17 protein-coding genes are annotated in these 22,551 nt (G+C 44.3%); 4 read left to right on the top strand and 13 right to left on the bottom strand.

What is annotated here, in order from left to right:
• Positions 1 to 157: 157 nt before the first annotated feature.
• Positions 158 to 2,557 (top strand): hypothetical protein, encoded by a 2,400-nt coding sequence (locus RTP55_RS02755; protein ID WP_312384042.1) that lies wholly within the window; start codon positions 158 to 160, stop codon positions 2,555 to 2,557.
• 121 nt (positions 2,558 to 2,678) lie between these two features.
• Here the strand turns inward: RTP55_RS02755 and RTP55_RS02750 are convergent, their stop codons facing one another.
• The 6 genes from RTP55_RS02750 to RTP55_RS02725 all read right to left on the bottom strand — a co-directional run bounded on the left by RTP55_RS02750 (position 2,679) and on the right by RTP55_RS02725 (position 8,734).
• Positions 2,679 to 3,023: a YbeD family protein gene (locus RTP55_RS02750; protein WP_312384040.1), complete on the bottom strand. Its 345-nt coding sequence runs from the start codon at positions 3,021 to 3,023 to the stop codon at positions 2,679 to 2,681.
• A 228-nt stretch (positions 3,024 to 3,251) separates the two neighbouring features.
• Positions 3,252 to 5,156 carry an RNA polymerase sigma factor RpoD gene (gene rpoD, locus RTP55_RS02745; protein WP_312384038.1) on the bottom strand — a complete coding sequence of 635 codons (1,905 nt, stop codon included), beginning with the start codon at positions 5,154 to 5,156 and terminating at the stop codon, positions 3,252 to 3,254.
• 271 nt (positions 5,157 to 5,427) lie between these two features.
• Entirely contained in the window at positions 5,428 to 5,688 is a 261-nt protein-coding gene (locus RTP55_RS02740; protein WP_312384036.1) for a 2Fe-2S iron-sulfur cluster-binding protein, read from the bottom strand.
• Positions 5,689 to 5,728: 40 nt separating this feature from the next.
• The gene (nrdB, locus tag RTP55_RS02735; protein ID WP_060994288.1) at positions 5,729 to 6,862 is read right to left on the bottom strand and encodes a class Ia ribonucleoside-diphosphate reductase subunit beta; all 1,134 of its coding nucleotides are present in this window, start codon (positions 6,860 to 6,862) and stop codon (positions 5,729 to 5,731) included.
• Between the two features lie 318 nt (positions 6,863 to 7,180).
• A complete protein-coding gene (locus RTP55_RS02730) occupies positions 7,181 to 7,774 on the bottom strand; it encodes a Dps family protein (protein WP_409418194.1) in 594 nt (197 codons plus the stop codon).
• Between the two features lie 273 nt (positions 7,775 to 8,047).
• Positions 8,048 to 8,734 (bottom strand): YcxB family protein, encoded by a 687-nt coding sequence (locus RTP55_RS02725; RefSeq protein WP_203172591.1) that lies wholly within the window; start codon positions 8,732 to 8,734, stop codon positions 8,048 to 8,050.
• 293 nt (positions 8,735 to 9,027) lie between these two features.
• Here RTP55_RS02725 and serS point away from each other — a divergent pair, with 293 nt between their 5' ends.
• Positions 9,028 to 10,293 carry a serine--tRNA ligase gene (serS, locus tag RTP55_RS02720; RefSeq protein WP_312384031.1) on the top strand — a complete coding sequence of 422 codons (1,266 nt, stop codon included), beginning with the start codon at positions 9,028 to 9,030 and terminating at the stop codon, positions 10,291 to 10,293.
• A 178-nt stretch (positions 10,294 to 10,471) separates the two neighbouring features.
• On the opposite strand, the gene RTP55_RS02715 is transcribed toward serS, so the two are convergent.
• The 4 genes from RTP55_RS02715 to prpB form a co-directional block, all read right to left on the bottom strand.
• Positions 10,472 to 11,962: an AAA family ATPase gene (locus RTP55_RS02715; protein ID WP_312384030.1), complete on the bottom strand. Its 1,491-nt coding sequence runs from the start codon at positions 11,960 to 11,962 to the stop codon at positions 10,472 to 10,474.
• A gap of 81 nt (positions 11,963 to 12,043) precedes the next feature.
• Complete coding sequence (gene acnD / locus RTP55_RS02710) at positions 12,044 to 14,650, bottom strand: Fe/S-dependent 2-methylisocitrate dehydratase AcnD (RefSeq protein ID WP_312384029.1); 2,607 nt, start codon at positions 14,648 to 14,650, stop codon at positions 12,044 to 12,046.
• 98 nt (positions 14,651 to 14,748) lie between these two features.
• Entirely contained in the window at positions 14,749 to 15,921 is a 1,173-nt protein-coding gene (prpC, locus tag RTP55_RS02705) for a bifunctional 2-methylcitrate synthase/citrate synthase (RefSeq protein ID WP_203172036.1), read from the bottom strand.
• Between the two features lie 76 nt (positions 15,922 to 15,997).
• Complete coding sequence (gene prpB / locus RTP55_RS02700) at positions 15,998 to 16,891, bottom strand: methylisocitrate lyase (RefSeq protein WP_007115716.1); 894 nt, start codon at positions 16,889 to 16,891, stop codon at positions 15,998 to 16,000.
• 373 nt (positions 16,892 to 17,264) lie between these two features.
• On the opposite strand from prpB, the gene RTP55_RS02695 reads away from it, so the two are divergent.
• Positions 17,265 to 17,621 (top strand): hypothetical protein, encoded by a 357-nt coding sequence (locus RTP55_RS02695; protein ID WP_312384024.1) that lies wholly within the window; start codon positions 17,265 to 17,267, stop codon positions 17,619 to 17,621.
• A 125-nt stretch (positions 17,622 to 17,746) separates the two neighbouring features.
• Here the strand turns inward: RTP55_RS02695 and RTP55_RS02690 are convergent, their stop codons facing one another.
• The 3 genes from RTP55_RS02690 to metK all read right to left on the bottom strand — a co-directional run bounded on the left by RTP55_RS02690 (position 17,747) and on the right by metK (position 19,985).
• The gene (locus tag RTP55_RS02690; RefSeq protein WP_007115718.1) at positions 17,747 to 18,331 is read right to left on the bottom strand and encodes a hypothetical protein; all 585 of its coding nucleotides are present in this window, start codon (positions 18,329 to 18,331) and stop codon (positions 17,747 to 17,749) included.
• An 84-nt stretch (positions 18,332 to 18,415) separates the two neighbouring features.
• Positions 18,416 to 18,730 carry a DUF3144 domain-containing protein gene (locus tag RTP55_RS02685; RefSeq protein ID WP_007115719.1) on the bottom strand — a complete coding sequence of 105 codons (315 nt, stop codon included), beginning with the start codon at positions 18,728 to 18,730 and terminating at the stop codon, positions 18,416 to 18,418.
• Positions 18,731 to 18,818: 88 nt separating this feature from the next.
• The gene (metK, locus tag RTP55_RS02680; protein WP_007115720.1) at positions 18,819 to 19,985 is read right to left on the bottom strand and encodes a methionine adenosyltransferase; all 1,167 of its coding nucleotides are present in this window, start codon (positions 19,983 to 19,985) and stop codon (positions 18,819 to 18,821) included.
• Positions 19,986 to 20,426: 441 nt separating this feature from the next.
• Between metK and uvrB the strand changes: the two genes are divergently transcribed.
• Positions 20,427 to 22,544 (top strand): excinuclease ABC subunit UvrB, encoded by a 2,118-nt coding sequence (gene uvrB, locus RTP55_RS02675; protein WP_312384021.1) that lies wholly within the window; start codon positions 20,427 to 20,429, stop codon positions 22,542 to 22,544.
• Positions 22,545 to 22,551 lie beyond the last annotated feature (7 nt).

Below are 22,551 nucleotides of genomic sequence, written 5' to 3'. Positions count from 1 at the left end.
GCAATTTTGCGGTATTTAATCCGTATGATAGCAAAACTCCGTTAGATTACCCATTATCTTTGTAAACACGGTAGCATAACACTGGCTTTTTGTTTACAAAAAAAATCAATTCAGTTATAAAGATAGGATTTATGATAAAATTTGTTAAGGAAGATCAATGAATGCGCAACAAGCCATCGCCTTTAGTATCAAGCCTCTCACTTTTGCCATCGTCTTGCTGGGGATTCATGGCTGTGCCACACAGCCTAGCGCGAGTCAGCCGCTGTCTCAACGTGTGTTGCAAGCCAACCAAAATTTGGTGAGTCGCCAAAGCTATGCTTATGACTATCGAGTCAATGTGGTGCGCCCACCGCTGCGTGGTGCACAAGCGCTACCTGCAAGCCCTAATCGTTTAAAACTTATCCAGCAGCTTAGCACAGCACAGCACCTTGATGCTCGCCAACAAGCCTTGGTCACAGAGGGGGTCAATCACCAAACCCGTGAACAAAGCGAAGTGGGGCAAGTGATGGATATTTTAACCAAGCGCTTTGAGTTTGCCTCCACAGGTGTGGTGGATCTTCGCAGAGGGCAAATGTCAATCGTGCCTGAATTTCGCTACGTGCAGAACAATGCGGGGGCGTTTATCAAAGTGCCACTAGCGGCTGATTTCGCGCGCTCAAAAGTATATGCTGACTTATCGGGACTCTCTGAGTTTGCTACCGACCCGCAATATGATGGACGCTACATTGAATATGACTATAGCAAACTGCTAAAAGATAAAAAGATAGATAAAAGAGCCTTATTCAAGGTATTTGAACAGATGTCACTGCTAAATGCCACCCTTGCCAAAGAAAGCGATTATCAGACATTGGCTTTGACTACTGAAGATAAAGCCAAAGGTGTGAGCCAGCGCATTGGCTACCGCATTGGCTACAATCAAATGCTAGCCGAGTATTTGCTGTTCTTCCACGTCAATGAGCGCTACCTAAAATCATTCATCAATCCAGCCGATTTTGCCAAAGATGATGAGCTAAAGCAGCTTGGCAGCCTTGCCGTTAGCCCAAGGTATCTGATGAAAAAAGCCTTTGACAGCCATGAGTTGGCAAGCGTTGAGGAAAAAGCGTATGAATCTGCCATGCGCCTGTATGAAGCCATTGACAAAATGCGCGCGCAATCAGATGACAGCGCTGCTGACCCAGCCAGTGCCGATGCTGCAGAGGCAATGGATAGTTTAGAGACTCAAACAGCCACTGACGAGTCAACCACTGATGAGTCGACCAGTGATGAATTGGGTCAAACTGCAAAAGCCTTAGCAGCCTTTGACAAATACCAATCAGACAAATTGGTCAGTGCTGCTGCACTGGCAAAAATCATCGACGCCAATCCGCAAGCCTTTAAAGCGCTGCAAGCTGAGATAAGCAAAGAGGCAAATAGCAGCTTTATCTCAATGGATGATGACATCCGTATCAGCTATGGACTCAACCGCCAAAATCAATTACTCAATATGGTGGCAATGAGTGATTTGCCAGCATTTGAAAAAACCACGCCGACTACCAATCAGCCCAAGACCCAAATGCGCACAGTGGTTAATTTTTATGATTATGGCAAAGCCCGCGTCAATCCTGATATCTTCAACAAGGCAATCACTTGGCAACAAGCATCAAAAAATAACAATCTATGGGCGGCGACAAAACAATCCAAAGTCTTTGACAGTGATAAGAATTTAGAAGCTTTGTCCTATAGTTTGCTCAAACAAAACAAAGGGTTTGTCGAGACCTTTGTCACCCTCTATACCTACCAGTTTGTGTTGCAAAAAGATGAAGCAAGCCTGAGCGAAATAGATATGGCGGCGCTAAACGCCGCTGCAACCAAACTTGCAAAAATACAGGCCGATAATTATGCAGTCATGAATACTGATAGCCGTCAGCAAGAAGCGGTTACAGACGTTGAAGCCTATGTCGATGAGGAACTTGCTGAACATATCGCAGGGATTGTTGATAAAACCTATCGCAATCAACAATACTTGCAACAGATTGCCAAACTTAAAGCGCAAGGCAAATCTGACGCCCAGATTTTTAGCCAGTTGTATCAAGCTATCAGCGACAAACCGAGCGATGTAGCCAGCGATGTAGAAAGTGCAGCGGCAGTAGATATTGTAGAGGAAAGCGAAGAACAACAAGCTTGTTCGCTGCTCTTGTACACAGATAAACTTGATAAAACATCACGCACCCGTCTTGCCAAAATCTGTGAAAAAATCGACAAAGCCACCGCCCAAGAACAGGCAGCGAGCCAGCAATCTAGCTACGCTGATACTGCATCACGCGACGCGGCTGCATCCGCACCCGTCCCCATGACGGCTGCCGATATTGCCAAGCAAACGCAGGCGCATGATAAGTTTAATCAATTACTGGGCGAAATCGCTATCGAAGACATGCAGACCCAAGCCAAGCATATCAGCCTATCTGACGAGGGGGATGATGAGTTAATTGAAAAACTCAAACCTCACTTTGAGGCAAGCTATGATTTTAATTATGATGCCTACAAAGCTGCCTATCAGTTGTTACTTTTGAGCCAATAATCGGGCAAACGAAGCATCAACTGCTGATAACCCATATAAAACAGATAAAAAAAGCGGGATAACTGATGTATCCCGCTTTTTTGTACGTCAATCAATCGTGCCATTTTTAATCATGACAGGTTTATAATACGGTACGAATACTTGCCGCTTCATCCAGCATTTTATATAAGTTATTGACTTGCTCGGCTTCTGTCAAATATACATTGGCACGTACGGAGTGGAAACGACCGGTACGCGATGGATTAATAGTCAAACTTGCCAAATCAAATTCAGGAAATAAGCTACCCAAAATTAATTTTACTTCATCGAGTAGTGTCTCTTTGTGACCTTCATGACCGATGATACTTAACGGATAGTCCATCGGAAAATTCCACAATTCTGGGTGCTGGATATCCGTAGGTTTCGCCGCTCGCGTACTACATGCAGCGGCTTCCAAGTTATTAAGCGTAATTGTTTTATCGTTCATGGCATCACCTAAGGTTGTATAAATTTCTTTAGGGTCTAAATGAGGGTAAAACCGATAATTTCAAGACGTTGGGGTTTGGCGTTGAAAAAAGCCCCATCCATAAACCTATCCATAACCCCATTTATAACCCAATTCATAAAAAGCCACATTTATAGAAAAATCACATTCATAAATCCTCCCATAAAAAAACCGAGAACATTGTCTCGGCTTTTTTGGATGGATATAACATTAATCATTCTCTAGAAATGAACGTAAATGTTCCGAGCGAGAAGGGTGGCGCAGTTTACGCAGCGCTTTGGCTTCAATCTGACGAATACGCTCACGGGTGACATCAAATTGTTTACCCACTTCTTCTAAGGTATGGTCGGTAGACATATCAATACCAAAACGCATTTTAAGCACTTTGGCTTCACGTTCGGTGAGGTTGGCTAACACTTCACGGGTAGCTTCTTTTAACCCTTGTGCCGTTGCTTCATCCACTGGGCTTGAGATGCTCGAATCCTCAATAAAATCACCCAAGTGACTGTCCTCATCGTCCCCAATTGGGGTTTCCATTGAGATAGGCTCTTTGGCGATTTTGAGTACTTTACGGACTTTGACTTCGTCCATCTCTAAGCGTTCGCCCAACTCCTCAGGGGTAGGCTCGCGTCCCATTTCTTGTAATAGCTGGCGCGATACACGGTTGATTTTATTGATGGTCTCAATCATGTGTACAGGGATGCGGATGGTACGGGCTTGGTCAGCAATCGAGCGGGTGATGGCTTGGCGAATCCACCAAGTGGCATAGGTCGAGAATTTATAACCACGGCGATATTCAAATTTATCTACCGCTTTCATCAAGCCAATGTTACCTTCTTGAATCAAGTCAAGGAACTGCAAACCGCGGTTGGTATATTTTTTAGCAATCGAAATAACCAGACGTAAGTTCGCCTCGACCATTTCTTTTTTGGCGCGGCGGGCTTTGGCTTCACCCACAGACATGTTACGTGCGACCACTTTCATTTGGTCGATGTTCATGCCAAGATTTTGCTCATGCTGCTGGATACGACCTTGATACTGTAATACTTCATCAAGTACCCGCTCTAACGTGTCGGCAAAGGCAGGTTTGCCTGCGATACGGTTAGGGAGCCAGTCAAGGTTGGTTTCATTATGCGGAAAGGTTTTGCGAAACTCATCTTTTGGCATTTTACCGCGGCGAATCACCAGTTTCATGATGTGACGTTCGTTTTTACGCACGTCTTCATACACCTCGCGCATCATATCCATGATATTGTCAGAGACGCGGCTATTGAGCTTAAATAGCATAAAGCAGTTGGCAAGCTCATTCATCGCCGCTTTGACCACTTCGCTATCACGGTCATGGGTGGCTAATAAATCTTTGACCTTGGTGAACAATTGCTCTAATTCTTCAAAGCGCAGACGCACTTCTTCAGGGTCAAGACCGCTGGCTTCTTCGGTATCGGCATCTTCACTGACGTCGCCATCGGCTTCTTCGATTTCATCGGCGTTTTCGGCTTCATCGTCGAGCTCATCCTCGGCTTTTTCGTCTTTGACTTTAGGTTTGATAATCGGTAACGCGATTTCTACCTCTTCGTCATCGGCAAGCGGGATGACATCAGCGGCTTCAGGGTCAAGAAAACCGGTAATAATATCCGAGACTTTCTTTTCACCTTCAAAGGTTTGGTGGTATTCATTAATGAGCATAGCCACGGTACCTGGCCAAAAGGTCATGGCATGTTGTACATCTCGAATACCATCTTCGATACGCTTAGCAATCGCAATCTCACCTTCACGGGTGAGTAGGTCAACCGTACCCATCTCACGCATATACATACGCACAGGGTCAGTGGTGCGACCTGGCTCAGATTCTACTGAGGCAAGTACCGCGGCGGCTTCATCGACAGCAATTTCGTCATCATCCGCATCATCGCTAAGCATAATGTCGTCTTCATCAGGCGCGGTCTCAAAAATCTTGATGCCAACGTCTGTGAGCATTTGAATAATATCATCAATCTGGTCACTTTCAGTTACCGATTCGGGGAGTTGGTCATTAATCTCAGCATAGGTGAGATAACCTTGCTCTTTACCTAATTGAATCAGCGTGGCTAATTGAGAAGTTGAATGTTCGCTCATGAGGGCTCGCTTTGATATTGGTTAAAAAAATAAATAATGTAATAGCACGACAAATAAGCTAATGACTGTATTTCTTCATTTTTATCAAGGGATACACCCTGCAAATGACAGTCGAGGACTAAATAAAGATTTAGTATGATTAAAAAGCGGTAGTCAACCTATTATTATAACGGATTATATGAGGTTCGCGGGGAGAAAATTAAAGGCAAAGCGGGTAAGTTTTCGCTTTATGCGGCATTTCGCGCAGTTTTTGGCGGGTTATTTTGGTAAATCAATCGATATCAAGCTCGATTGCCCCTCTGACTTGACAACAGCAGGGTAGGATTTCGTCATCGTCTAACATCACAAGCGGCGGGTGAATATAGTCGATACGGGTGTCATGGTGGCGACGGCGGTATTTGAGCTTACAAGTACCGCAATAACCTTCAAGGCATTGATGATTGGCAGAGATTTTTGAGCGAAGCATGCCTTGTAGCAGCGTCTCAGCGTCATGCAAATAAAACTGCGTGTTGTTGGTAAAAATCCATGCCATAATCGATTATATTGCCTAAATAAAATAAGCGTATGACGAATTACAATTCAAAATCATCAAACGCATCATCACTCAGCTCTGCGTCAATTTGACCGACTAAGTAAGAGGTGATTTCTGACTCTTGGGGCGCGACTTGCACGTTGTCTGAGGACAGCCAAGCATTAATCCATGGAATTGGGTTGTTTTTAATCGCCGCAAAAATAGGGGGTAAGCCAATCGCATCCATACGTAGGTTGGTAATGTACTCAACGTATTGCACCAAGATATTTTCATTCAAGCCAATCATTGAGCCATCTTTAAACAAATATTTTGCCCAAGCTTTTTCTTGTTCAGCCGCGTCTTTGAAAATTTCAATGGCTTGCTGTTGGCAATCTTGGGCGATTTCTACCATGTCAGGGTCATCTTTGCCCGATTGCATCAAATTAATCATATGCTGGGTGCCGTTTAGATGAAGCGCTTCGTCACGGGCAATCATTTTGATGATTTTGGCATTACCTTCCATCAGTTTGCGCTCAGCAAAGGCAAATGAACAAGCAAACGACACATAAAAACGAATCGCTTCTAGCACATTGATAGCCACCAAGCATAGGTACAATTTGGTTTTAAGCAGGCGTAAATTGACCTCGACGGGCTTGCCATCGATGACATGACGACCTTCACCGTATAGGTTATATAGCTGAGACAGTTGATACAGCTCGTCATAAAACTTGGCAATCCCTGTCGCGCGCTCTAGGATAAAAGGATTGTCAACGATATCGTCGAATACTTTGCTTGGGTCATTGACCACGTTACGAATAATGTGGGTATAGCTGCGAGAATGGATGGTCTCAGAAAATGACCATGTTTCAATCCAGGTTTCTAATTCAGGAATCGATACCAGCGGCAGTAGCACGGCATTGGGGCTACGACCTTGAATCGAATCAAGCAAGGTTTGGTACTTTAGGTTGCTTAAGAAGATATGCTGTTCATGCACTGACAAGTTGCTAAAATCCAAGCGGTCTTTGGAAACGTCAATTTCTTCTGGACGCCAAAAAAACGACAATTGCTTTTCAATCAACTGCTCGAAAACAGGGAATTTTTGTTGGTCGTAACGTGCCACATTGACAGGCTGACCAAAAAACATCGGCTCAAGCAATGGGTCATTTTTGGTTTGGCAAAAGATGGAATATGACATAGCGGTGAATCTTCTTCAATCAAAGTTCAAGACAAGTGGCGTAGCAGTATCAGTTAACAAGTAAATCAGCTAACAAATGCATCAACTGGCTAGTATGCTTGGCTATTATAGATAACAACATATAGAAATTGCAATCCACCCAAGGACTTGATTTCTAAGGATAAAATTTATAACATATTGAAATATATAACTATTTGTATATCAAAAAAATAACTAATTAAATTTATTGACATTTGAAAATCTATATATTGTGTTTTTATTTTACCACGCAATAAAAAAGACGACTATTAAAGCCGTCTTTTTGGTCAGATGGGACGATTAGCCAAGATAGGCATTGTACATCCACACCAATTTTTCTTGTTCTTGCACGTACGCAGTCAATTGGTCGGCAGTGCCTTGATCGTCATCTTCATCCGCTAAGTCAATGATTTCGCGTTCTTTAGCGATGGTCATAGTCAGACCCGTTAAAATACCTTTCACACATGCCACACCGTCAGAGACGTTTTTGTCTTCTTTGATGCTTGAGATTTTTAAGAAATCGCTATAAGCATGTAGTGGTGTACCTTGTAAGGTCAAAATGCGTTCAGCAATTTCATCAATCTGGACTTGCAGCGCAGTATATAACTCTTCAAACTTCACATGGAGGGTAAAGAAATCTGAGCCACGCACGTTCCAGTGATAGCCACGCACATTGGTATAGAACACATGATAGTTGGCTAATAAGGTATTTAATTGCTCAACAATGGCGCTCATGTCTGCAGCGGCTAAGCTGATATCACGTGTTTTACTTGAGGCAGATTTGGAAGCAGTAGATTTGGAGGGAGTCACTTTTTCACCTGATTTATCGGTATTGTCTAATTGTTCTGAGTCTTGTTTGGTTGCTGATTGTTTTGTAGTGGCTTGTTTTGCCATGTTGTTATCTCCTAAAATGATGATTTTTATTTGTTTAGGACTTAATTGTAAGCCTAAACAATCTGTTATTAAAATTAATCGTTTTTATCAGTACGTTTAATTTTATCAATTAAAATGTACGGTATTACCCTAAAAATAATATCAAACATTTCGCACAGCTGTGTGCAAATTTGGTAAATAGTTTTGCTTGCCGCCATAAAAAAACTGCAGTTTTTTGGCTGCAGTTTTTGTGGTCATCGATAATTAGTTGCTGTGTTAGTCTTAATCGTTGTCTTAATTGTTTTCTGGGAAATATTTATCAGTCGGTTTGTCGGTTAAATCAAAACCTTGTTTTCCGATGTTTTGCTGTAAATGATGACGTAAGGTATCAATCGGGAATTTTTGATTAGCAAGGCGTTTGGGGACGATTTGGCTGCCTTGTTGGCTTTCCCCCGTTTTTGGATTTTTGACATCAAACATCATAAAAATATAATCAGGCGTTTCTTGCCAGTTGGTGACACTATCCCATTTGATGACTGCTTGCTGCATACCGCTGCTACGCACCAAAGGCTGATTGTAGCCGCGTGGCATGGCGGGCATGTTGGGTGCAGGCATGGACATTACTACCCCGTGCTGCTGTACGCCAAGCTTGATTTGTTGCATCTCTGGCGGCATGCTTTGGCTTGCCATTTGTTTTTCAAATTCTCGTTTGACATACCATTTTAGACCGTAGGTACGCGCCAGCAAATAAATTACCACACCCACGAGCATCAACCAAAAAACAATGGTGGAATAACCGTGCACAAAAATCAGACCTAAAATCGCTAGCACCACAATGACTGCCAAAATTGCCCAAGTTTTTGGGGTGATTTTGGTCAAAGTTTGGTTGTTGGCATCAAACAGCTGCAGCTGTGCTTGACGAAACTCGTCCTCGGTCAGATTCAAATCCACAGGTTGTAGGGTGTAAGGGTACAGCGCCATAAACAATTCACTCACTATCAAACGATAGTTACAAAACGATAAAAGAAGGCTTATCTTACCCAACCTTGACCCAAAAATAAACCTAACAACGCACTTTTTGATAAATTTTTGTTTTACCCCCAATGCGGCAAGGGGCGAACGCCGATAAGCGCATACCGATAAATTGTCAATTTGCCGTGTATTTCTAGTCGCTACCGTGAAAAATCGCTGCAATCTTGGTATCATACACGCTAATATCAACAGCCATTTTGCTGCTTTAACTCAAATTTGAACAATTTAAGGAACTTATCGCCATGATCGACCCAAAATTACTGCGTACAGAACTAGACACGGTCGCCGAAAAACTTGCCAAACGCGGCTATGAGCTTGATAAAGCATTTTGGCAGCAAGTCGAAGAACAGCGCAAATCCATTCAAGTCAAAACCGAAGAACTACAAGCCAAAAAAAATGCGGGCGCCAAACAAGTCGGCTTGATGAAACGCAATGGCGAAAATACTGACGCCTTAATGGCAGAAATGGCGACCATCAGTAGCGAGATGAAACAAGCGGAAGACGCGCTCAAAGCCTTGCAAGATAAAATTCAGGCGGCAGCTTTAACCATCCCAAACTTGCCTGATGACAGCGTGCCGGCAGGTAAGGATGAAAACGACAATGTCGAAATGCGTCGATGGGGTGAGCCGCGCCAATTTGATTTTGAGGTCAAAGACCATAGCGACTTGGGCGAAGACTTGGGGCTACTTGACTTTGAAATGGCAGCCAAACTGACTGGCTCACGGTTTAGCGTGCTAAAAGGTCAACTCGCCAAACTCAACCGCGCCTTGATTGCCTTTATGCTTACTACCCATACCGACAAATACGGCTATACTGAAATGTATGTGCCGTATATGGTCAATGCCGACAGCCTGCTTGGTACAGGGCAGCTACCAAAGTTTGAAGAAGACCTATTTAAGCTGCGCGGTGAAAAAGAGTATTACCTAATCCCTACGTCAGAGGTACCGCTTACCAACAGTGTGCGTGACAAAATCCTAGACCCCGAATCTCTGCCCATCAAAGTGACTGCCCATACCCCCTGTTTTCGTAGTGAAGCGGGCAGTGCAGGGCGTGATACCCGCGGCTTGATTCGTCAGCACCAGTTTGAAAAAGTGGAAATGGTGCAAATCGTCCATCCTGAGACTTCAATGCAAGCCTTAGAGGACATGACAGGACAAGCGGAATATATCTTGCAGCAGCTTGGTTTGCCGTATCGGGTGATTGTGCTGTGTGGCGGTGATATGGGCTTTGGCGCGGTCAAAACCTATGATATCGAGGTGTGGCTACCGTCTCAGACTACCTACCGTGAAATCTCTAGCTGCTCAAACTGTGGCGACTTCCAAGCGCGCCGTATGCAAGCGCGTGTCAAAGACGGCAAAAAAACTGAGCTGGTGCATACGTTAAATGGCTCAGGTCTTGCGGTGGGTCGTACCTTGCTTGCCATCATGGAAAATTACCAAAATGCGGATGGTACGATTACGGTGCCTGAAGTGCTGCGTCCGTATATGGGCGTTGATGTGATTGGTTAGTGCTGACAGTGAAAAATAGCCAGTTGATTGACTGGCTATTTTTTTAAGCGATTTAATTTATCGATATTCAGACTGCGTATTTATAGACAGTTTTCGACTTATTCCCGCCTTGCATATGAATGGCTTTGATTGGTATTTGTGGGGCGCATAGGGCTGTGATTAAATTACGATAATGTCCTTATTTTGGACTTTCATTTTCTTCTTGATTTGTTTGAGCGCAATTAAGTAGGTTATTCCTTAATTCAAGGGTGTAATCTTCCCAAATATCCTGCTGACTAAACTTAGATATTATTTTTACAATCTCAGTAATATCATTCGGTAATAAATTATGATTATCTTTAAAAGTATTATTTCTTTTCTGTCTTTCCAAAATAATTTTTTCAGGGCTATTATCTTCTGTTTTAATTATGGTATCAGAAATAACCTTTTCTGGACTTTCTCTATTCGGTGAATTAAATTGTATGATTTTTTCCAAAACAGTTTGTCTGTTTGCTTGTGCGAAACTTTCATTACCAGTTATTAATTTTTTTATTTTTTCCATTCTTTCGCTTTCTAAAGTACATTGGTCACCATCCAATATGAATAAACATTTCTTAAAAATATCTTCTTTAGATAAAAATAGTCCACAAGCTACAGTAAAAGCATTCTCTATTGCACCAAAAGTTAAAATTTTAGTATTTTGATGTAAATTATTTTTTATTAAAAACTCTTTCACAATGGCTTCAGCTATATTATCTTCTACATATATAATATTTTCAATTACTTCATTTCCAGTTAGCTCTAAGTACATATCAGATGTAATGTCATCAAGGCAAGCTGTATTATCTCCAAGTCTATTCGTGATATATTTTACATCAATTTTATCTTTTAGATTCACAAAATTGACGATGTCTTCTCTATGAGAAGTAAATATGACTTGTAACTTCTTTTCATTAGATATTATTGATATTCTTTCCAATAGTCTTTTAAGTGCAAGGGTATGTAAAGTTAAATCTAACTCATCTATTAAAATTAAAGAATTGTCACCTGCAGAATGTACAACTCTTAGTATTTCAATGATTTTATTTTCACCAGCACCCATAAAAATACTAGGGTAAGACATATCTGATATTTCTGCTAATTTATACTTTTTCTTATTTGTAAAAGATATTTTTGTATAATTCCTATTCATAACATAACTAATATCTTTTATTACTTTTGCTTTTAATTCTGAGTCTTTATCTTGCTCTATTTTTATTTGACTAGTTTTTGTTTCAATTTCAATTTGAGGTACGCAAATATTTATACCTAGAAAATAAATTTCTCTTCTGGGTCTATCTTCATACCTTGTCCAGCGTTCTCCTTTCTTGTACAGTCTACTTTTTTGAGTGTCATTTTCGGTGTAAAAAACTGTTAATTCACTGCCATTCCATTGACCTAAACTTGTTGGAGGAAAAAAATCTGGAAATCTATATTGCTCACCTATGTAATAACCATTTCGTGCTGTTTTTTTTTGAAAAACGCATGCTAGAGAATACAGAATAGTCGATTTGCCACAACCATTCTCTCCAAAAATCGCAGTAATTCTTTTATTTTCAGAAAAAGAAATAGATAAATTTTTTATATTTTTCAATAAAGTAATTTCAATTTTTTCTAGAAAATTTACTGAGTTTTCTTGAGTTAGTGACATATTTTTCCTAAAGAATCTACGGAGCTAGAATAACTATAGCATAAAGTTATCCTAGCTTTACTTATATAGTTTAAAAATAATTTAAGCCACTTCACCTTTTAGGAAGTCTTGCGCGAATTTTTGTAACACGCCCCCAGCATTGTAAGTATCCACTTCCGCTTGGGTATCAAGACGGCACGTCACAGGCACTTCAAGCGGCTGAGAGCCTTCTTTATTAATCACCAGCGTCAAATCACAACGTGGCGAGATGTCACCAATCACATCATACGTCTCAGTCCCATCTAGCCCTAGCGTGATACGCGTCGTCCCAGCTTTAAATTCAAGCGGCAGCACGCCCATACCGATAAGGTTGGTACGGTGAATCCGCTCAAAACCTTCCGCCACAATCGCTTCTACCCCAGCTAGGCGCACACCTTTGGCAGCCCAGTCACGGCTAGAGCCTTGACCATAATCCGCGCCTGCGATGATGATGAGTGGCTGCTTACGGTTCATGTAGGTCTCAATCGCTTCCCACATCCGCATCACTTGACCTTCAGGCTCAACGCGAGCCAGTGAGCCTTGTTTGGTACTGCCATCGTCATTTTTCACCATTTCATTAAACAGTTTTGGATTGGCAAAAGTCGCACGTTGCGCGGTTAAATGGTCGCCGCGGTGGGTGGCATAGCTGTTAAAGTCTTCTTCGGGTAAGCCCATTTTTGCCAAGTATTCGCCTGCCGCCGAGCTTGCCAAAATCGCATTGGACGGTGACAAGTGGTCGGTGGTGATATTGTCAGGCAAGATGGCAAGTGGACGCATACCTTTTAGCGTGCGTTCACCCGCTAGCGCGCCTTCCCAGTAGGGTGGACGGCGGATATAGGTTGACTGTGGGCGCCAGTTATACAGTGGGCTGTCGGCTTTTTCGCTACGGTCAAGGTTGAACATCGGGATATAGATTTGACGGAATTGCTCAGGTTTAACGTGTTTTGCCACAATCGCGTCAATCTCTTCATCCGATGGCCAAATGTCAATCAGGCGAATCTCTTTACCATTGACCACGCCAAGCACGTCTTTTTCGATGTCAAAACGAATCGTCCCTGCAATCGCATACGCGACGACTAACGGCGGGCTTGCCAAGAAGGCTTGTTTGGCATACGGATGGATACGTCCATCAAAGTTGCGGTTGCCTGACAACACCGCAGTGGCATACAAGTCACGGTCGATGATTTCTTGCTGAATCGCGGGATCTAACGCACCCGACATACCGTTACAAGTGGTACAGGCAAATGCCACGATACCAAAGCCGAGTTTTTCCAGTTCTGGCAATAGGTTAGCGTCTTGCAAGTACAGTTCAGCCACTTTTGAGCCCGGGGCGAATGATGATTTCACCCAAGGTTTACGGGTCAAACCAAGTTCGTTGGCTTTTTTGGCAAGTAATGCCGCTGCCACCACATTACGAGGATTTGAGGTATTGGTACACGAGGTAATAGCCGCGATAATCACCGCACCATCAGGCATTAAGCCATCCTCTGACTCAGGCACGGCTTCACCTTCGGCATGGGCAATGCCTTTGGCAGAAAGCTCAGAAGTCGATACACGCGCATGGGGATTTGAAGGACCTGCCATGTTACGGGTCACGAGTGACAAATCAAACTCAAGTACACGCTCATAGTCGGCATTGACGAGATCAGATGACCAAAGCCCTGCAGTTTTGGCATAGTTTTCCACCAGTTCGACTTGTTTGTCTTCACGCCCTGTGAGGCGTAAATAGTCGATGGTTTGCCCATCAATATAAAATAACCCTGCGGTTGCACCATATTCTGGGGTCATGTTGGCGATGGTGGCACGGTCACCGATGGATAGGCTGTCTGCGCCTTCACCGAAGAATTCCACATAGGCACCGACCACGCGCTCTTTACGCAAAAACTCAGTGAGTGCAAGTACGATATCGGTGGCGGTGATGCCTGCTTGGCGTTTGCCTTTGAGGTGTACGCCCACGATATCAGGCAGGCGCATCATTGATGGATGACCAAGCATAACGGTTTCCGCTTCAAGACCACCAACACCCACAGAGATAACGCCCAATGCGTCAACGTGTGGCGTGTGGCTATCAGTACCCACACAAGTATCTGGGTAAGCAACACCGTTTTGCACTTGAACAACAGGTGACATTTTTTCCAAGTTGATTTGGTGCATGATGCCGTTACCGGCTGGAATCACGTCCACGTTTTCAAACGCAGTTTTGGTCCAGTTGATAAAGTGGAAACGGTCAGCGTTACGACGGTCTTCAATCGCACGGTTTTTTTCGAATGCGTCTGGGTCATAACCACCGCACTCTACGGCTAATGAGTGGTCAACGATAAGCTGAGTTTGAACCACTGGGTTGACTTTTGATGGGTCGCCACCTTGTTCGGCAATCGCATCACGTAGACCGGCCAAGTCCACAAGGGCAGTTTGACCTAAGATGTCGTGACACACCACACGCGCAGGGTACCAAGGAAAGTCTAACGTACGCTCGCGGTTGATGAGCTGTTTAAGCGCAGCGGTCAATTCATTTGAATCAGTGACTTTACGCACCAATTGCTCAGCTAAAATACGCGAGGTGTAGGGAAGTTTATCATACGCGTCTGGGGTGATGTCGTTCACCGCTTGGCGGGTATCGAAGTATTCTAAATCAGAATTGGGTAAGGGTTTGCGGTATTGGCTTGTCATTTGGCTTAACCTTAAAATTAATAATCCATTAGAAAAAAAGCCCTTCAAATCAATGGGTGAGCTGACCTGAAAGGCTTTTTATACGATTAAAACGCTAATTATTGACGCTCATCCAGCGGTACAAATTTTTGGTCATCAGGTCCTGTATAATTGGCACTTGGACGGATGATTTTGCCATCGGCACGTTGCTCAAGCACATGCGCTGACCAGCCTGCGGTACGCGCAATCACAAATAATGGGGTAAACATCGCCGTTGGTACGCCAAGCTTGTGATAACTCACTGCCGAGAACCAATCCAGATTTGGGAACATTTTTTTGTTATCCCACATCACGCTTTCTAGGCGTTCTGCCACATCAAATAGGGTCATGTCGCCAGTCTCTTTGGATAAGTTACGAGCCACTTCTTTGATGACCACGTTGCGTGGGTCGCTCACGGTGTAGACAGGGTGACCAAAGCCAATGATGACTTCTTTTTTCTCAAGACGTTCAAGGATGTCTTTTTCTGCGTCGTCGGCATTGCGGTAGCGTTTTTGGATGTCATACGCCACTTCATTGGCGCCGCCATGTTTTGGACCTTTTAACGCACCGATTGCGCCGCTAATGGCGGAGTACATATCCGAGCCAGTGCCCGTAATCACACGGCTGGTAAAGGTTGATGCATTGAACTCATGCTCAGCGTACAAAATAAGCGAGATGTGCATGGCTTTGATATGCGATTCACTGGGGGCTTCACCCTGTAGTAGCTCAAGGAAGTGACCGCCAATGCTGTCTTGGTCGCTCTCAAGGCTGATGACTTTGCCATTGTGGCTGTAGTGATACCAGTACAACAGCATAGAACCCAATGAGGCGATAAGCTTGTCGGCGATATCACGGGCTTCTGAGGTAGGTTGGCTTTCACGCTCAGGCAAGGTGCAGCCCAGTGCCGATACGCCAGTACGCATCACATCCATCGGGTGAGCGTGGGCAGGCAAGGCTTCTAACACCGCCAGTACATTGACGGGCAAGTTACGCAGGGTTTTAAGTTTTTTCTTGTACGCCGCTAGCTCATGACGGTTTGGCAAATGACCGTGAATCAGTAGGTGCGCCACTTCTTCAAACTCGCTGTCTTTTGCCAAATCCAAAATATCATAACCACGATAGCTTAAGTCATTGCCTGTACGACCTACGGTACATAGGGCAGTGTTACCGGCGGGTACGCCTGATAGGGCAACGCTCTTTTTGGGTTTTGGCTTGTTGTCAGTCGCGTCTGTCACTGGGGTGTCTTTTGACATGGTAAAACTCCTTTTTAGCTTTATTAAATGTTTAGCCTTAAGCATTCAGCCTTAAGTGTTGAGCATAGTTCGCCAATTATTTTTTTGATTTAAATAATGCGTCTAATTTTTGCTCATATGAGTGGTAATTTAAGAAATCATACAGTTCCATGCGGGTTTGCATGGTGTCGACCACGGAGGTTTGTACGCCTTCATCTTTTAAGGCTTGGTAGACATTGAGGGCGGCTTTGTTCATCGCACGGAACGCGGATAATGGGTAAAGTACCATGTCAACGCCCACGTCAAATAGCTCTTTGGTGCTGTAAAGGTCGGTTTGCCCAAACTCAGTCATATTGGCAAGCACGGGAATGTTTAACACGTCGGTAAATTTGCGGTACATGGCGATATCGGTCAATGCCTCAGCAAAAATCATGTCCGCGCCTGCTTCTTGAAACGCCACCGCACGTTCAACCGCAGCATCCAAACCTTCCACTGACAGCGCATCGGTTCGTGCCATCACCACAAAATCTGGGTCAACTTTGGCATCCAGCGCAGCTTTTAGGCGGTCAACCATCTCGCTGGTTGAGACGATTTCTTTGTTGGGGCGATGACCACAGCGTTTTTGCGCCACTTGGTCTTCGATATGGACCGCGGCAACGCCTGCTTTTTCCATCTGTTTGATGGTTTGGGCAATGTTAAATGCGCCGCCCCAACCCGTGTCGATGTCAACCAATAATGGCGTGTCAACCGCATTGGTGATACGGGTGGCATCGGTCAATACATCGTTAAGGCTCGTCATACCAAGGTCAGGCAAACCGAATGAGGCGTTAGCAACACCGCCACCTGAGAGATAAATTGCTTTATGACCGACCTGACTTGCCATCATGGCAGTGTAGGCATTGATAGTGCCAACGATTTGAAGGGGACGACCTTCGGCTTTTTCAGACTCGATGGCGTCACGGAATTTGCGACCTGCAGAGATAGGTGCCATGTTGCTTCCTTTTTACATGATTGAAGGGGAAAATAGCAAAGTTAGTGTTAATCAGCCCTGCTTTAGGTTTAGGGCAGGTTATTTGCTGCTTTGCTTTAGTATACCCACCAGTATACGCACAAAAAAACTAACTGTCAGTACGACATTTTTAAAAAATAAGTTAAGTAAAAATAATAGTATTCGAGAAATGAATAGTAAACTTCTATTTTTACATAATTAGTCGCTCTAACTTTTAAAACATGAATATTTTGCCCAAAATGTCGATGGTTTGTTTACATTTATTTACAATAAACAGGCGCCTGTTGCTACATTCTTCTAAAATAAGTTTAGCAAACTAGGCATGATATACGGATTAAAATTTGAGGAATTACTTATGGCACAATCAACGTTACCGAGTCATATTAAGCAACTGGTCGATAAAAAAAACTACGTCATCGCCATTAAAACCCACGCCCAAGAGCAGGGGATTAGCTTAGACGAGGCAAAACAACAAATTGATGCGTATGAAAGCCAAGCGTTAGCGGCAAACAGTCAAACGCCGCCTACTGCACCTCTTGCGCCATCAGCAGAGACTAAAGAGCAAGGCTTTAGCACATTGACACAAGGGCTTGACAATCATCTTAAACAAGAGAATATCAAAGTGCCATTAATTCCACGTTGGGTGTGGCGAGTGAGTGTGATTATATTGGTCATGGTGCTGATAGGCGTGCTATTATCGCGTTTATTCTAAGTTTATTAGCACGCTTATCTTCTGAGTTATGCTAGGTATTGATGGGTTGAAGCAGCTTATTAGGCTGAACTCATTAGGCTGAACTTTGCATTTTTGCCTGCCTCATCTTGGGTTGTTAAATTGGGTTATTCGGTGGTGGTTTGCTGTTCGGTGATCACCATTTTTTTTTGTTTGACAGTTTTGATAAGGTTGAATTTTTTGGTTTTATCATTCCATACATTCACGTAATAGGTGACATGGCGTTTGGCGGTGTTGCTGTTTTCAATAGGCGCTTGCTCACAAGTACGAGTAATCAACAAACGGCTATTGGGGTAAAAACGCACTCGTTCATCTTCATCGCTATCATCGACTGACCAACAGCCAAAGTCATACGCGGTTTCCTCGTTAATGGGTAGCGGATATACACGTCCCGTGCGTTTATCTGCCATTGCCCCATTAATACACCCTGTGCCACAGCCCCACATTGCCACCACAAAGTTGCCCCCAAAACCTATCTCAGCTTGTTGATAGGCTTCAGTAATCCGAGTTTTAAACAACTTTGCAATGGGGTCGCTTTTATAGTTAAGTTTGGCAGGTTTGCCTATATATAGTGTGGCAGGGTAATTTTCAAAGCGATAGCCTGCCACGGTTTCGGCATGGCTGGATAAGGTGGATAGACCAAGTAATGAAAGAACAGGAAGAAGGGTAGTAAGGGCGATTTTGACGGACATAGCAATCTTTTTAGTGGGATGTTAATTTTTAATCTATCCAACTATCGCCCTAAAATCAACGAAAATTTGTTGATAAAATGGTTTTTATTGTTTGCCGATTTGCATATATTTTTGGAAGTTTTCGGCATAGTCATCGATATTATCCGACAGCATACGCTCAAAATTCTTGGTGAAATGTTCGATAATATCTTGTTTTTCTTTGGCGTAGTCACTGCCTTTGACGAATCCCGTTGCCGCTGTCCATGCGCTAAAACGCGCGACCGCATACAGCATGGAGGCATTGATTTTACCTGCGTGTATATCATCGGTGCGAAGGGTATTGGCAAGCTGGATAAACTCATCAGCGCGCTCATAAAACGCATTCATTTCTTCGGTGATTTGGTTGGTGTTTTCGCTCATAATTTTTCTCTACAATTTTCTACCATCAATTAAACGTTAAAAAGGTGCGTAAAACGCACCCTAAAAATCTTGTATTTCGTCAATAAAATTATAAACCTGCGTCTGCTCTAAGTAGTGCTGCGCGGTCAGTACGCTCCCAAGTAAAAGCGGTTTCAGTGCCTTGGCGGCCAAAGTGACCATAGCTCGCCGTTTGCTCATACATGGGTTGGAGTAGGTTAAGCATACGCGTGATACCATAGGGACGTAAATCAAAATGCTGGCGAATAAAGTCGACAATCTTGTCATCGCTGATTTTGCCCGTGCCAAACGTGTTGACAGAAATAGAGGTTGGCTCCGCTACCCCAATGGCATAACTTACTTGAATTTCACAGCGCTCCGCCAGTCCTGCCGCTACGATATTTTTGGCAACATACCGCCCTGCATAGGCTGCACTGCGGTCAACTTTTGACGGATCTTTACCTGAGAACGCACCGCCGCCGTGACGCGCCATGCCGCCATACGTGTCGACGATAATTTTACGACCCGTCAAACCTGCATCCCCCACAGGACCACCAATCACAAATAACCCGGTTGGGTTGATATGATACTTCGTGTCCTTGTGCAGCATGGCAGCTGGGATGACAGGCTTGATGATTTCTTCCATCACCGCTTCATGCAAGTCTTTTTGCGAGATACTTGGATCGTGTTGGGTTGATAGTACCAGCGCATCAATAAACGCAGGTTTATCGCCATCATAGCGTACCGTGACTTGCGCTTTGGCATCGGGACGCAGCCAAGCTAATGTGCCGTCTTTACGCAATTGCGCTTGCTTTTCCATCAAACGATGGGAAAACTGAATAGGGGCGGGCATCAACACATCCGTCTCATGGGTGGCATAACCAAACATCAAACCTTGGTCACCAGCACCTTGCTCTTCAGGGCGCGAGCGGTCAACGCCTTGAGCGATTTCGGGGGATTGTTTGCCAAGCATATTGATAACGGCACAGGTGGCGCCATCAAAGCCCAACTCTGAGCTATTGTAGCCAACGCGCAGGACGGTATCACGCACGATTTTTTCGAAATCGACATTGGCGGTGGTAGAAATTTCACCCGCCAGCACCACGCCACCTGTTTTGGTCAAGGTTTCGCACGCCACACGCGCATGAATGTCTTGCTCAAGGATGGCGTCAAGGATAGCATCAGAGATTTGGTCAGCAAGTTTGTCTGGGTGACCTTCACTGACGGATTCAGAGGTAAATAGTTGATATTCACGCATTTAATTTTCTCATTACATCAAGGGTGATAGAAAATTAATCGCTTTGCAAACCTATCTCTATTTTACATTTTAAAACGAGAACAAAGCAAAAATAGAAAGTCACGGACTGCGATACAGCACGAGCAAGTTTGCAAAATGATTAACGAAAAAATGATTAATATGACTAATAGCAAAATGACTCATACAAGTCACTGCCGCTAAAGTGGAAAAAGTCAGGGGATATTATAAGGGATTTTGCCAAATTAACCTAATGCTTTTAAATGCCTAACTGGAATAGGCTAATGGGGTAATTTTAACAAGTTTGATGATAGGTGGTTTGTTAATGGGTGGTCTTTTTTGATAAACCCAATCACTGATACAATATTTCGCGTTATTTTGCTTTAACTTCTCACCCATCAACCCCATTATTTACCCATCTGTGACTACGATAAAGACAATAAAATGCGACCACCTCAATCTTCCCGCTCCGAACGTGAACTTAGCCAACTTGCCCGCCAAATCCAAGATGACGCCCAAATTACCGGTGTCAATGCCAGTGGCACCCAAATCTCAAGTAAACCCTTTGAGATGGTGACCGAATTTGAACCCTCAGGCGACCAACCGCAAGCGATTGCCAAATTGGTTGATGGCATTGAGCGCGGCATGCACGGTCAGCTGCTCTTGGGGGTGACAGGCTCAGGTAAAACCTACACCATGGCAAAAGTAATTGCCCAATGCCAGCGTCCCACTATTATCATGGCACACAACAAAACTCTTGCTGCCCAGCTATATGGCGAGTTTAAGGCGTTCTTTCCTCACAATGCTGTGGAGTATTTTGTCAGTTATTACGACTACTATCAGCCTGAAGCCTATGTGCCTGCCAGCGATACTTTTATCGAAAAAGACAGCGCCATTAACGACCATATCGACCAAATGCGACTGTCCGCCACGCGTGCGCTACTCGAACGTCGTGATGCCATTATCATTGCATCGGTGTCTTGTATTTATGGTCTCGGTGACCCAGAAAGCTACCTAAAAATGCTTCTTCACATCGTAGTGGGTGACAAAATCGACCGCACTGCCATGCTCAAACGCTTGGTGGAGCTGCAATATACGCGTAACGAGCTTGACTTTGGGCGAGGTACTTACCGTTTGCGTGGCGAAGTGCTGGATATATACCCGGCTGAGTCTGAACAGCTTGCGGTGCGTATCAGTATGTTTGATGACGAAGTGGAAAAAATCACTTGGTTTGACCCGTTGACAGGCAAGAACGTGCGCAGTGTGCCACGCATTACCATCTATCCAAAATCTCACTACGTCACCCCACGAGACAAGTTAGAAAGAGCCAGTGGCACTATTAAAGCCGAGCTTGAACAACGCCTTGAGTATTTTCGAGCGCATGACAAACTGATTGAAGCCCAGCGTATCAAAGAACGCACCACTTATGATTTGGAAATGATTCAACAGCTTGGCTACTGTAACGGCATTGAGAACTATTCGCGCCATTTATCGGGACGTCCTGCGGGTGAAGCACCGCCGACGTTGTTTGACTATATTCCGCCCGACGCCTTGCTATTTATTGATGAAAGCCATGTAACCGTGCCACAAGTCGGCGCGATGTACAAAGGCGATAGAAGTCGTAAAGAAACTCTGGTCAATTATGGCTTTCGCCTGCCATCTGCGATGGATAACCGCCCGCTGATGTTTGAAGAATGGGAGCGTATTACCCCAAGTACAGTGTATGTGTCGGCGACCCCGGCGCAGTACGAGCTTGAGCACAGCGAGCAAATCGTAGAGCAAGTGGTGCGTCCGACAGGTCTAGTTGATCCACAGCTTGAGATTCGCCCTGTCTTGACCCAAGTTGATGATGTGCTATCAGAAATCAACATTCGTAAAGCCAAAGATGAGCGAGTGCTGATTACCACGCTCACCAAACGCATGGCAGAAGATTTGACCGGTTATCTAAAAGAGTACAACATCAAAGTCGCTTATTTGCACTCGGATATTGACACGGTGGAGCGGATGAAAATCATCCACGAACTGCGGACAGGCGTGCATGATGTGCTGGTTGGTATCAACCTGTTGCGTGAGGGGTTGGATATGCCTGAGGTGAGCTTGGTGGCGATTTTTGATGCGGATAAAGAAGGCTTTTTACGCTCGGAGCGTTCGCTCATTCAGACCATCGGTCGTGCCGCGCGCCATGTCAATGGTAAGGCGATTTTATACGCTGACAGCATTACCCCAAGTATGCAAAAGGCGATGGAAGAAACCGAGCGTCGCCGTGCCAAACAGATGGCGTATAACGAAGAACATGGCATCACGCCGACATCCGCTCGCCGTCAGATTACCGATAAAATCGACACCGGCGAGGCAGAAGCCCCGAATGATAACCAAGCGATTGCGGTCACCCATGCGTTCCCCGATGTGGATATTTCGATTTTGCGTTCGCCTGATTTGCTTGCCAAAGAGATTGCACGGTTAGAAAAAGAGATGAAAGCCTTGTCGCGTGATTTGAAGTTTGAGGAAGCGGCAAAGGTAAGGGATAAAGTCATGAGTTTAAGGGAATTTGTGTTGCAATAGGATGTTA

It is taken from the genome of Moraxella sp. CTOTU47579 (assembly GCF_032004885.1).
GTDB lineage: Bacteria > Pseudomonadota > Gammaproteobacteria > Pseudomonadales > Moraxellaceae > Faucicola > Faucicola tetraodonis.
This window is presented reverse-complemented; position numbering and strand designations above follow the sequence as displayed.

Excerpts from the sequence above, each read along its gene's own strand:
- RTP55_RS02755 (WP_312384042.1), top strand. The coding sequence starts at position 158 with ATGAATGCGCAACAAGCCATCGCCTTTAGTATCAAGCCTCTCACTTTT.
- RTP55_RS02750 (WP_312384040.1), bottom strand. The coding sequence starts at position 3,023 with ATGAACGATAAAACAATTACGCTTAATAACTTGGAAGCCGCTGCATGT.
- rpoD (WP_312384038.1), bottom strand. The coding sequence starts at position 5,156 with ATGAGCGAACATTCAACTTCTCAATTAGCCACGCTGATTCAATTAGGT.
- RTP55_RS02740 (WP_312384036.1), bottom strand. The coding sequence starts at position 5,688 with ATGGCATGGATTTTTACCAACAACACGCAGTTTTATTTGCATGACGCT.
- nrdB (WP_060994288.1), bottom strand. The coding sequence starts at position 6,862 with ATGTCATATTCCATCTTTTGCCAAACCAAAAATGACCCATTGCTTGAG.
- RTP55_RS02730 (WP_409418194.1), bottom strand. The coding sequence starts at position 7,774 with ATGGCAAAACAAGCCACTACAAAACAATCAGCAACCAAACAAGACTCA.
- RTP55_RS02725 (WP_203172591.1), bottom strand. The coding sequence starts at position 8,734 with ATGGCGCTGTACCCTTACACCCTACAACCTGTGGATTTGAATCTGACC.
- serS (WP_312384031.1), top strand. The coding sequence starts at position 9,028 with ATGATCGACCCAAAATTACTGCGTACAGAACTAGACACGGTCGCCGAA.
- RTP55_RS02715 (WP_312384030.1), bottom strand. The coding sequence starts at position 11,962 with ATGTCACTAACTCAAGAAAACTCAGTAAATTTTCTAGAAAAAATTGAA.
- acnD (WP_312384029.1), bottom strand. The coding sequence starts at position 14,650 with ATGACAAGCCAATACCGCAAACCCTTACCCAATTCTGATTTAGAATAC.
- prpC (WP_203172036.1), bottom strand. The coding sequence starts at position 15,921 with ATGTCAAAAGACACCCCAGTGACAGACGCGACTGACAACAAGCCAAAA.
- prpB (WP_007115716.1), bottom strand. The coding sequence starts at position 16,891 with ATGGCACCTATCTCTGCAGGTCGCAAATTCCGTGACGCCATCGAGTCT.
- RTP55_RS02695 (WP_312384024.1), top strand. The coding sequence starts at position 17,265 with ATGGCACAATCAACGTTACCGAGTCATATTAAGCAACTGGTCGATAAA.
- RTP55_RS02690 (WP_007115718.1), bottom strand. The coding sequence starts at position 18,331 with ATGTCCGTCAAAATCGCCCTTACTACCCTTCTTCCTGTTCTTTCATTA.
- RTP55_RS02685 (WP_007115719.1), bottom strand. The coding sequence starts at position 18,730 with ATGAGCGAAAACACCAACCAAATCACCGAAGAAATGAATGCGTTTTAT.
- metK (WP_007115720.1), bottom strand. The coding sequence starts at position 19,985 with ATGCGTGAATATCAACTATTTACCTCTGAATCCGTCAGTGAAGGTCAC.
- uvrB (WP_312384021.1), top strand. The coding sequence starts at position 20,427 with ATGCGACCACCTCAATCTTCCCGCTCCGAACGTGAACTTAGCCAACTT.